Source organism: Streptomyces sp. NPDC001450 (assembly GCF_053597295.1).
On the sequence record NZ_JBSFHY010000004.1, the window covers coordinates 153,685 to 164,592 of the forward strand.

Sequence of the window (10,908 nt, forward strand, 5' to 3'; positions counted from 1 at the left end):
AACGGAGATTACCGATCCGGAACGCCCCGATGGGCACCCTTGTGCGAATCGTTCCGAGGGTCTTGGGTGGAACGAGTGCCTGCCCGGCTCACCGAACGCCGGGCCGGTGACATGGTGGAATCTCAGGAGGATCCCGACATGTCCGACTCAATAACCGATGGCGGCGACTGTAAGGAGCACCGCACAGCGGTCACCGAGGCCGAGGTCGAGGCTCTCGTCCGCGGCATCTGTTTCAAGACGGGCCCGCCCCGCACGCTCGGGGTCGAAGTGGAATGGCTCGTCCACGAGCTGCGGCAGCCGCAGCTCCCGGTGACACCCGAGCGGCTCGAAGGGGCCTACGCCACCCTGCGGGCCGTGCCCCTGAAGTCGCCGCTGACGATCGAACCCGGCGGCCAGCTGGAGCTGAGCTCACCGCCCGCCACCTCCCTGACGGAGTGCGTGGACACCGTCTCGGCCGACCTGGACACGGTCCGCGCGGTCCTCGCCGAGGCCGGCCTGGGACTCGTCGGCGTCGGCCACGACCCCTGGCACCCACCCCGCCGGTTCCTGCACGAACCGCGCTACGACGCCATGGAGGCCTGCCTCGACCGCACCGGCACGGCCGGCCGGCACATGATGTGCACCTCGGCCTCCGTCCAGGTGTGTGTGGACGCCGGCTACGAGGAGCCCGGGCTGCTCGGGCACGAGCGGCGCTGGCAGCTGGCGCACCTGCTGGGCGCGGTGCTGGTGGCCGCGTTCGCGAACTCCCCGCTGATCGGCCGGCAGCCCACGGGCTGGCTGTCCACCCGGCAGCTGCTGTGGATGGAGATCGGCGTCGCCGGCCGGGCGGGCGGGCCCTCGCCGGACGGGGAGCCGCGGGACGCCTGGGCCCGGCATGTGCTGGACGCCCCGGTGATGTGCGTCCGCCGCGAGGGCGGCCCGTGGGAGGTGCCCGAGGGCCTGACCTTCCGCGAGTGGACCCGCTCGCAAACACCCCGGCCGCCCACCCGGGCGGATCTCGACTACCACCTCACCACCCTGTTCCCGCCCGTCCGGCCGCGCGGCCACCTGGAGCTGCGCATGATCGACGCGCAGCCCGGCGAGGACGGCTGGATCGTGCCGCTCGCGGTGACGGCGGCGCTGTTCGACGACCCGGAGGCCACCGAGTCCGCGCACCAGGCGGTGAAACCCCTGGCGGAGCGCACGCTGAACCTGCCGGCCCCGCACAATCCGCTGTGGATCGACGCGGCCCGGCACGGGCTCGCCGACCCCGAGCTGCGCGAGGCCGCCGTCGCCTGTTTCGCGGCGGCGCTCGAGGCCCTGCCCCGGCTCGGCGCCACACCCGCGGTCATGGACGCCGTGGCGGCGTATCTGCACCGCTACGTCGCCCGGGGCCGCTGCCCGGCCGACGACCTGCTGGACCGCCTGCGCGACACGGACCGTCGTGCCCACGGGAGGAAGGACATCCGCACATGACCGCCCCGGAGACCGAGGTCACGGACGCCGAGCCCGACACCGAGGCGCTGCGCGAGCGGGCGCTCGCCTCGCTCACCACCGCCCGCGCCCGCACCACACTGCTGACCAGCTGCGTCGAGGACCCCGACCTCACCGCGCAGCATTCCCCGCTGATGTCGCCGCTGGTGTGGGACCTCGCCCACATCGGCAACCAGGAGGAGCTGTGGCTGGTGCGGGCGGTCGGCGGCCGGGAGGCGATGCGGCCGGAGATCGACGGCCTGTACGACGCCTTCGAGCACCCGCGCTCCGAGCGGCCCTCGCTGCCGCTGCTGCCGCCCGCCGAGGCCCGGAGTTACGCGGCCGAGGTGCGCGGCCGGGCCCTGGACCTGCTGGGGGCCGCGGACTTCCACGGCAGCCGGCTGACCGAGGCCGGGTTCGCCTTCGGGATGATCGCGCAGCACGAACAGCAGCACGACGAGACCATGCTGATCACCCATCAGCTCCGCAAGGGCCCGCAGGCCCTGACCGCCCCCGAACCCGAACCGGCCCCGCTGTTCACGGGCCCGGCGGAAGTCCTCGTCCCCGGCGGCCCGTTCACCATGGGCACCTCCACCGAGCCGTGGGCGCTGGACAACGAACGCCCGGCGCATCCGGTGGACCTGGCGCCGTACTGGATCGACACGACCCCGGTGACGAACGCGGCGTACCGGGCGTTCATCGAGGACGGCGGTTACGACACCGAACGCTGGTGGACGCCCGAGGGCTGGGCACACATCCGGCAGCATTCCCTGACCGCCCCGCTGTTCTGGCGCCGCGACGGCGGCCAGTGGCTCAGGCGCCGCTTCGGGATCACCGAGGTCGTGCCGCCCGACGAGCCGGTGCTGCACGTGTGCTGGTACGAGGCGGACGCCTACGCCCGCTGGGCCGGGCGCAGGCTGCCCACCGAGGCCGAGTGGGAGAAGGCCGCCCGGTACGACCCGGCCACCGGCCGCTCCACCCGCTACCCGTGGGGCGACGCCGACCCGGCACCCGAGCACGCCAACCTGGGCCAGCGGCATCTCCGGCCCGCCCCCGCCGGCAGCTACCCGGCCGGCGAGTCCCCGCTCGGCGTGCGGCAGTTGATCGGGGACGTGTGGGAGTGGACGGCGAGCGACTTCCTGGCGTACCCGGGCTTCCAGGCGTTCCCGTACAAGGAGTACTCGGAGGTGTTCTTCGGCTCCGACCACAAGGTGCTGCGCGGCGGCTCTTTCGCCGTGGACCCGGTGGCCTGCCGGGGTACGTTCCGCAACTGGGACTACCCGATCCGGCGGCAGATCTTCTCCGGGTTCCGCACCGCCCGCTCGGAGGCCCTCTGATGTGCCGTCATCTGGCCTACCTGGGACCCGAGGAGCCGCTCGGCCGGGTCCTCGTGCAGCCCCCGCACAGCCTGTTCCGGCAGTCGTGGGCGCCCCGGCGGCAGCGGTACGGGACGGTCAACGCCGATGGTTTCGGTGTGGGTTGGTACGCCCCGGGCGATCCGGTCCCGGCCCGCTACCGGCGGTCGGGGCCGATCTGGGCGGACCTTTCCTTCACCGACCTGGCGCGGGTCGTGCGCGCCGGTGCCCTGCTCGCGGCCGCACGCGACGCGACCCGGGCGGGCGCGGACGCCGAGGCCGCGGCGGCACCCTTCGCCGCCGACCGGTGGCTGTTCAGCCACAACGGCGCGATCGCGGGCTGGCCGGATTCGGCGGCACCGCTGGTGTCCGCCCTGCCCCCGGTCGAGTTGCTGTCGCTGGAGGCGCGCACCGACTCGGCGTTCGTCTGGGCGCTGGTGCTGCACCGGCTGCGGCTCGGTGACGATCCCGTCGACGCCCTCGGTGCAACGGTTCGCGAGCTGGCCGAGGCGGCCCCCGCCTCCCGGCTGAACCTGCTGCTCACCGACGGCACCACCATCACCGCCACCGCCTGGGGCGACAGCCTCTGGTACCGCACGGAGCCCGGCACCGGCACGGTCGTCGCCTCCGAACCGTATGACGACGACCCGCTCTGGCAGGAGGTCCCCGACCGCACCGTGCTCACGGCGAGCCGCGCCGGCGTGCTGCTCGCCCCGATCGAGGACCCGGCGTCCTGCCCCACTCCCGACTCCGCTCGAGCGGGGGCAGCCCCATCACCGAAGGAGCCCTGTACGTGAGTCCCCTGCGCGTCACCCGCACTCTCCCCGAGGACGCGACGGACGCCGCCCTGCGCGCGGACGTCCTCGCCGGCCTCACCGTCAACCCCAAGACACTGCCGCCCAAGTGGTTCTACGACGCCCGGGGCAGCGAGCTGTTCGAGCAGATCACGGAACTGCCCGAGTACTACCCGACGCGGGCCGAGCGCGAGATCCTCGTCGCCCGGTCCGGCGAGATAGCCGCCGCGAGCGGCGCGCGCACCCTGGTCGAGCTGGGCTCCGGCTCCTCGGAGAAGACCCGCCATCTGATCGACGCGCTCACCTCGCTGGCCGCGTACGTCCCCGTCGACGTCAGCGAGAGCGCCCTCACCCAGGCCGGGCAGGCGCTCATCGAGGAGCGTCCCGGACTCGACGTGCACGCGCTGGTCGCCGACTTCACCGCCCCGCTGACGCTGCCCGAGACGCCCGGACCCCGGCTGCTGGCGTTCCTCGGCGGCACGATCGGCAACCTGCTGCCCGCCGAACGGGCGAAGTTCCTGGCCTCGGTGCGCGCCCTGCTCGCACCGGGCGACGGACTGCTGCTCGGCACGGACCTGGTCAAGGACGAACGGGTGCTGGTCCGGGCGTACGACGACGCGGCCGGGGTGACGGCCGCGTTCAACAAGAACGTCCTGGCCGTCATGAACCGGGAGCTGGGCGCCGACTTCGACCCGGACGCCTTCGGCCATGTGGCGCTGTGGGACACCGAGCAGGAGTGGATCGAGATGCGGCTGCGCTCGCGCACCGCGCAGACCGTGAAGGTGCCCGCGCTGGACCTCGCCGTGGACTTCGCGGCGGGCGAGGAGCTGCGCACCGAGGTGTCGGCGAAGTTCCGCAAGGAAGGGGTGACCGCAGAACTCGACGCGGCCGGGCTGGAGTTGACCCACTGGTGGACGGACGCCAAGGGCCGTTTCGCGCTGTCGCTCAGCGTGGCGCGGTGAGTCGGGTCAGCCCAGGTTCACAGTGAGGGCTTCGGTGATCTTCCGGCTGGCCCGGCGCGCCTCGGTCGCCGGGGCGGCGCCGCCGAGGACCTTGGTCATGTAGCCCTTGATCGGGTTGTCGGCCTCGACCGCGGCCCACTGCGGGCTGTTGGGGGTCGCCCGGCCGTGCGCGGCGCCCGCCGCCATGGCGGCGACCCCCTCCTCCCCCGCGACCGCGCCCGCCAGGGTCGTCTTGTTGGGCACGTAGTTCATGGTGCGGGCGAGTTCGGTGTCCCACTTGGCGCCGGTGAGCGCCCCGACGACGGCGGTCGCGGCGAACTGGTCGTCGGTGTTCTGCGGGACGACGAGGTCGGAGCCGCCGGTGAAGACCGTGCCGGGCCTGGCGGCGGTCCTGCCGGGCACCGGGAAGAAGCCGAGCTCGTCCTTGAGTCCGGGGTTCTGCTGCACGACGGACTGGGCGAGCCCGGGTACGGCGACGATCTGCGCGACCTTGCCGCCCGCGAACACCCCGGCCTGGGACGGGTGTTCCTCGTCCGCGTCCTTGGGTCCTTCGCCGAGCGCCTGGAGCCGCCGGTAGAAGTCCATGCCGCGCAGGGCCGGCGGGGTGTCCAGGGTGCCGCGCCACTCGTAGTCCTTCTGCTCGGCCAGCTCGCCGCCCTCGTCCCAGATGAAGCCGGAGAGGGTGTACCAGTCCTGTCCGGCCAGGTAGATGCCCTGATTGCCGCCGGAGTCGAGCTTGCGGGTGTCGGCGAGCCACTCGTCGCGGGTCTTCGGCGGGGCGGTGATGCCGGCCTGTGCGAAGAGGTCCTTGCGGTAGATGACGACCCGGTTGGCCGCGTACCAGGGCACGCCGTACTGCTTGTTGCCGTCCTTGCCGGGCTCGGCGAGGCCGGGCAGCCAGTGCTCCTTGCCCCAGTCGCGCATCGATTCCAGGGTCAGGTCGGCGAGCCGGCCGTCGTCGACGTACTGCGGGACCTGGGTGTTGCCCGCCTCGATGACGTCGGGGCCGTCTTTCGCGTCGCTCTTGAGCGCCTTCTGGACCTTCTCCACGATGCCGGTCCACTCCTGGATGCGGATGTCGAGCCGCAGATCCTTGTGGGTGCGCTCGAAGTCCTCGGTGAAGCGCCGCAGGAACTCCTTCGAGGCACTGCCCTTCATCAGCCACACGGTGACGGTGTGCCGGTCCTGGCCACCCGGGAGGAGACCGCAGCCGCTGACGAGGGAGCCGGTGACGCAGAGGAGGGCGAGCAGACGACGTCTCACGAGGGGTCCTGTTCTGTCTGACGGACAGGGGAAGGGGCCCGACATGGGGGGACGAGCCAGGGCTCGTACGGGTGTCTGGATTTTGGTATGGACCAATGCGGCGGTCAAGGGCTACCGGGGGTACGGCCGCGACGCCTCGCGCTCCGCCCCCGCATACGGCACCGTGGAGTGACGCGTGACACACCCGTCACGGCGGAACAGCGGAGAGGAGCACCCTGATGACGAACCACACCTACCGGCTCACCGAGATCGTCGGCAGCTCGCACGAGGGCGTCGACCAGGCCATCCGCAACGGAATCGCGCGCGCCCACCAGACCCTGCGCAACCTGGACTGGTTCGAGGTGACGCAGATCCGCGGCCAGCTCGACAACGGGCAGATCGAGCACTGGCAGGTCTGCCTGAAGGTGGGCTTCCGCCTCGAGGACGGCGAGTAGAAGACTTCAGGTCCGCCCCTCGCGCTCCTGGGCGTCCTCCAGCGCGGCGGACTTCGCGGCCCAGCGGGCCCGTACGACGGCGAATCCGGCGCGCTCGGCGTCGTCGCAGACAAGTTCGTCGTCGTCGACGAGGAACCGTATCTCGCGGTCGCGGGCGAGCCGACGCAGGATCTCCAGCTTGGTGAACCGGGCCGGCCTGCGGTCGGCGTTGCTGCGCATGTGGATGCGCCCTTCGGGCAGCCCCTGCCCGGCGAGCCAGTCGAGTGTGTCGCGCCGGCACCGTTCGGGCCGCCCCGTGAGGTACACGATCTCGCACTCGCGGGCCTGCTCCAGGACGAGCGTCACGCCCTCGGCGAGCGGCGGATCCTGGGGCGCGGCCGCGAAGAACCCGGCCCAGTTCCGCGGCCGGTCCTCCAGGAAGTGCTGCCGATGGGCGGTGTCGGCAAGGGTGTTGTCCAGGTCGAACACGGCAACCGGGCGCGCACTGCTGTCTGTCACGGAGCCAGCCTAGCCACCCCTGCGCCAACTCCCCAGGGGTGCGGGCCTCATGCTTGTCCCATGCCTTCTGTGCCCTCTGTTCCCACCCTCGTCGTCTGCCGGGGCTGCTGCTGCGGCGACCCGGTCAAGCACCCCGGTACCGACCACGACAGTCAGCTGGACCGGCTGCGGGCCGCCGCGGCCGAGGGCGGCTTCGCGGTGCGCACGACCGACTGCCTGGGGCCGTGCGACCAGGCGAACGTCGTGGTCGTACGCCCCTCCACCGAGGGGCGGCGGGCGGGCGGCAGGCCCGTGTGGATCGGCTTCGCCCTGGACGACGACTGCACGGCCGAGGTCGCCGAATGGGCCCGGACGGGCGGGCCCGGGCTGGCCGAGCCGCCGCTCGCCCTGGAGCTGCAGATGATCGAGGCCCCACGAGGCGCACGGACACGGTCGGGACGGTGAGTGCCGCGCCCGCTGGAAGGCGAGCCCACGCCCCGTCCGGTCGAGCCGAAGCGGCGCTACGAGCCGGGCAACCTGTTCCGTCCGAACCACAACATCGCGCCGTGAGGAATCCTGCGGGCTCCAGGGTGTTGAACCTCGTATGAGTTCCGTGACCGCCGCGACCCGCTTCTCCGTCCTCGACCGTTCCCGCACCCGTGCGGGACACCCGCCAGGCGAGGCGCTGCGGGACACGGTGGCGCTGGCGCGGGAGGCGGAGGCGCTCGGCTACCACCGTTTCTGGGTGTCCGAGCACCACGGCGTGCCCGGGGTCGCCGGGTCGGCGCCGACCGTGCTCGCCGCCGCCGTGGCCGCGGCGACCCGCACGATCCGGGTCGGCACCGGCGGGGTCATGCTGCCCAACCACCAACCGCTGGTCGTGGCCGAGCAGTTCGGCGTGCTGGAGTCGCTCTTCCCGGGCCGGGTCGACATGGGGCTCGGCCGTTCCGTGGGCTTCACGGACGGGGTGCGCAAGGCCCTCGGGCGGGACAAGGACGACGCCGAGGACTTCGCGGCGCAACTCGGCGAGCTGCTCGGCTGGTTCGAGGGCACCTCGTCGACCGGGGTGCACGCCCGGCCGGCGGAGGGCCTGCGGGTGCCGCCGTTCGTGCTGGCCATGGGCGAGGGCGCGCGGATCGCGGCCCGCGCCGGCCTGCCGATGGTCATCGGCGACCTGCGGGGCCGCGAGAAGATGCTGCGCGGCGTCGACCGGTACCGCGCCCAGTTCCGCCCCTCCCCGTGGGCGTCCGAGCCGTACGTGGTGATCTCGGGCACGATCGCGGTCGCCGGCACCCCGGAGGCCGCGCGGCGGCTGCTGGTCCCGGAGGCCTGGGCCATGGCGCACGCGCGGACCCACGGCACCTTCCCGCCCCTGGCGCCGGCCGAGGGGATCGAGGCCCGCGCGATGACCGCGAAGGAGCGGGACTTCTACGAGTCCGGTCTCGCCGGTCATCTCGCCGGCACCGAGGACCAGGTCGCGCACGAGCTGGAGACGGTGCTGAAGGAGACGGGCGCGGACGAGGTCCTCGTCACGACCAGCTCGTACGACCGTACGGCGCTGCTGGACTCCTACCGGCGCCTCGCCGCCCTCATCGCACCCCGCGGCTGAGCGGCTCAGCCCTGCACGTCGGCCGGCCTGTCCGCGCGCATCACGATGGAGCCGTCCACCGCGTCCACCACGGCGCGGTCACCCGCTACGAGTTGCCCGGACAGCAGCATGTCGGCGAGGCGGTCGTCCACCTCGCGCTGGATGGTGCGGCGCAGCGGGCGGGCGCCGAAGTCGGGCTGGTAGCCGATGTTCGAGAGGAGTTCGGCGGCCGCGTCGGTGACCTCCATCGTGACGTCCTGGGCGTGCAGCCGGCGCCGGGTGTGCTCCAGCAGCAGGTCGACGATCTGGCGCAGCTGGGTGCGGTCCAGGCCGCGGAAGACGATGATCTCGTCGATGCGGTTGAGGAACTCGGGCCGGAAGTGCTGCTGGAGGGCGGGCATGACGGCGTCGCGGACCTTGGCGTAGTCCTCGGTGCCGGCGGCCAGGATGCGGTCGGCGCCGATGTTCGACGTCATGATGACCACGGTGTTCTTGAAGTCGACCGTGCGGCCCTGGGAGTCGGTGAGCCGGCCGTCGTCCAGGAGCTGCAGCAGCGTGTTGAAGACGTCCGGGTGGGCCTTCTCCACCTCGTCCAGCAGCAGCACGGTGTACGGCTGCCTGCGCACCGCCTCGGTGAGCTGGCCGGCCTCCTCGTGGCCGACGTAGCCGGGAGGCGCCCCGACCAGGCGGGAGACCGTGTGCCGTTCCTGGAACTCGCTCATGTCGAGGCGGGTCATGCGGCTCTCGTCACCGAAGAGGGCGGCGGCGAGGGCGCGGGCCAGCTCGGTCTTGCCGACACCGGTCGGACCGAGGAAGAGGAAGCTGCCGATGGGGCGGTTGGGGTCGCTCATGCCGGCGCGGGCGCGGCGCACCGCGCGGGCGACGGCGGTGATCGCCTCGTCCTGGCCGACGACCCGCTCGTGCAGGTGCTCCTCCAGCTTCATCAGCCGTTCCCGCTCCTCCTCGGTGAGCTGGGAGACCGGGATGCCGGTGGTGCGGGAGACGACCTGGGCGATGTCCTCGGCGGTGACCTTCGGGACGTGTTCCTCCGCCTTGCCCGCGGCGGCCAGCTGGGCCTCGGCCTCCTTGATCCGGTCGCGCAGGTCCCTGGCGCGCTCGTACTCCTCGTCGGCGACCGCCTGGTCCTTCTCCCGGTTGAGGGCGGCGATGCGGTCCTCGATCTCCCGGGTGTCGGCCAGGGGGGTCCTGGCGCGCAGCCGGACCCGGGCGGCGGCCTGGTCCATCAGGTCGATGGCCTTGTCGGGCAGGAAGCGGGAGGTGATGTACCGGTCGGACAGCTCGGCCGCGGCGACGACCGCCTCGTCGGTGATGCGGACCTGATGGTGGGCCTCGTACCGGTCGCGCAGGCCGCGCAGGATCTCGATGGTGTCGTCCACGCTGGGCTCGCCGACGAGGATGGGCGCGAAACGGCGCTCCAGGGCGGCGTCCTTCTCGATGTGCCTGCGGTACTCGTCCACGGTCGTCGCGCCGATCAGGTGCAACTCGCCGCGGGCCAGAGCGGGTTTGAGCATGTTGCCCGCGTCCATGGCGCCCTCGCCGCCGGCTCCGGCGCCGACGACGGTGTGCAGCTCGTCGAGGAACAGCACCAGTTCGTCGGCGTGCCCGCGGACCTCTTCCAGCAGCTTCTTCAGCCGCTCCTCGAACTCGCCCCGGTACTTGGTGCCGGCCACCATCCCGGCCAGGTCCAGCGAGACCAGCCGTTTGCCTTCGAGGGTCTTCGGCACGTCACCGGCCACGATGCGCTGGGCGATGCCCTCGACCACGGCCGTCTTGCCGACGCCGGGGTCGCCGATGAGGACGGGGTTGTTCTTGCTGCGCCGGGAGAGGACTTCGATGGTCTGTTCGACCTCCTCGTCGCGTCCGATCACCGGGTCGAGGCGGCCCTGACGGGCGTCCTCGGTGAGGTCGCGGCCGTACTCGTCCACGGTCGGCGTGGTGCTGGGCTTCTTCCGCTCGGCAGCGCCCTCGGTGGGCAGCCTGGCGGGCTCCCAGCCGCCGTCGCCGAGCGCCTGCCCGGCCGCCGACTCCGGGTTCGCGGCGAGCGCGCGCAGGATGTGACCGGGGCCGATGTAGGAGTCGCCCTCGGCTCGGGAGATCTGGTACGCGTCGAGCAGGGCGCGCTTGGCCGACGGCGTGAGGATGTTCGGCTCGGTCTTCTCGCCGCCGTTCGCGCCGGTGCCGAGCTGCTCGCGGATGCGGTCGGGGTCGGCACCGGCCTCGGTGAGCAGGCGCCGGGTGGAGTCGTTGCGGGTGGCGGCGGCCAGCAGGTGCCGGGCGTCGAGTTCCTCGCTGCCCTCGATCGCGGCGATGTCCCTGGCCTCGGCCACCAGGTCCCGGGCCCGTTCGGACAGCAGACTGCCGATGTCGACGCGCTGCGGCCGGCGGGCGGACGCGGCCGGCCCCCCGCTGCCGAAGAACCGGGACATCAGCTCGTCGAACTCCTCGAACGGGCTGCGTCCGAATCCGAAACCGGGAGTGCTCATGAGGGCAGGCCTTTCTGCGGCGACAGGCGTCCGTCCCCTCAAATTCGCACATAAGTGACATCTGTGCACTTGCGACTCC

Annotated in this window: 10 protein-coding genes; 7 read left to right on the forward strand and 3 right to left on the reverse strand. The window is 72.5% G+C overall.

The window, feature by feature from the left end:
* Nucleotides 1-138: 138 nt before the first annotated feature.
* The 4 genes from egtA to egtD are packed head-to-tail and all read left to right on the forward strand — an operon-like array spanning nt 139 to nt 4,563.
* Complete coding sequence (gene egtA, locus ACWC5O_RS05715; protein WP_450582552.1) at nt 139-1,455, forward strand: ergothioneine biosynthesis glutamate--cysteine ligase EgtA; 1,317 nt, start codon at nt 139-141, stop codon at nt 1,453-1,455.
* Nucleotides 1,452-2,789 carry an ergothioneine biosynthesis protein EgtB gene (gene egtB, locus ACWC5O_RS05720; RefSeq protein WP_450582554.1) on the forward strand — a complete coding sequence of 446 codons (1,338 nt, stop codon included), beginning with the start codon at nt 1,452-1,454 and terminating at the stop codon, nt 2,787-2,789. Before egtA ends, egtB begins: the two co-directional genes overlap by 4 nt.
* A complete protein-coding gene (egtC, locus tag ACWC5O_RS05725) occupies nt 2,789-3,604 on the forward strand; it encodes an ergothioneine biosynthesis protein EgtC (protein ID WP_450582556.1) in 816 nt (271 codons plus the stop codon). The genes egtB and egtC overlap by 1 nt, the downstream gene beginning before the upstream one ends.
* Nucleotides 3,601-4,563 (forward strand): L-histidine N(alpha)-methyltransferase, encoded by a 963-nt coding sequence (egtD, locus tag ACWC5O_RS05730; RefSeq protein WP_450582558.1) that lies wholly within the window; start codon nt 3,601-3,603, stop codon nt 4,561-4,563. The genes egtC and egtD overlap by 4 nt, the downstream gene beginning before the upstream one ends.
* 6 nt (nt 4,564-4,569) lie before the next feature.
* On the opposite strand, the gene ACWC5O_RS05735 is transcribed toward egtD, so the two are convergent.
* Nucleotides 4,570-5,826 (reverse strand): extracellular solute-binding protein, encoded by a 1,257-nt coding sequence (locus ACWC5O_RS05735; RefSeq protein WP_450582560.1) that lies wholly within the window; start codon nt 5,824-5,826, stop codon nt 4,570-4,572.
* Nucleotides 5,827-6,044: 218 nt separating this feature from the next.
* Between ACWC5O_RS05735 and ACWC5O_RS05740 the strand changes: the two genes are divergently transcribed.
* Nucleotides 6,045-6,260: a dodecin gene (locus tag ACWC5O_RS05740; protein ID WP_450582562.1), complete on the forward strand. Its 216-nt coding sequence runs from the start codon at nt 6,045-6,047 to the stop codon at nt 6,258-6,260.
* A 6-nt stretch (nt 6,261-6,266) separates the two neighbouring features.
* On the opposite strand, the gene ACWC5O_RS05745 is transcribed toward ACWC5O_RS05740, so the two are convergent.
* Nucleotides 6,267-6,758, reverse strand: coding sequence for a phosphatase domain-containing protein (locus ACWC5O_RS05745; protein ID WP_450582565.1), 492 nt, complete (start codon nt 6,756-6,758; stop codon nt 6,267-6,269).
* 60 nt (nt 6,759-6,818) lie between these two features.
* Between ACWC5O_RS05745 and ACWC5O_RS05750 the strand changes: the two genes are divergently transcribed.
* Both ACWC5O_RS05750 and ACWC5O_RS05755 read left to right on the forward strand, forming a co-directional pair.
* A complete protein-coding gene (locus ACWC5O_RS05750) occupies nt 6,819-7,202 on the forward strand; it encodes a (2Fe-2S) ferredoxin domain-containing protein (RefSeq protein WP_450582567.1) in 384 nt (127 codons plus the stop codon).
* A gap of 139 nt (nt 7,203-7,341) precedes the next feature.
* The gene (locus ACWC5O_RS05755) at nt 7,342-8,346 is read left to right on the forward strand and encodes an LLM class flavin-dependent oxidoreductase (protein WP_450582569.1); all 1,005 of its coding nucleotides are present in this window, start codon (nt 7,342-7,344) and stop codon (nt 8,344-8,346) included.
* A 5-nt stretch (nt 8,347-8,351) separates the two neighbouring features.
* Here the strand turns inward: ACWC5O_RS05755 and ACWC5O_RS05760 are convergent, their stop codons facing one another.
* Entirely contained in the window at nt 8,352-10,829 is a 2,478-nt protein-coding gene (locus tag ACWC5O_RS05760; protein WP_450582571.1) for an ATP-dependent Clp protease ATP-binding subunit, read from the reverse strand.
* Nucleotides 10,830-10,908 lie beyond the last annotated feature (79 nt).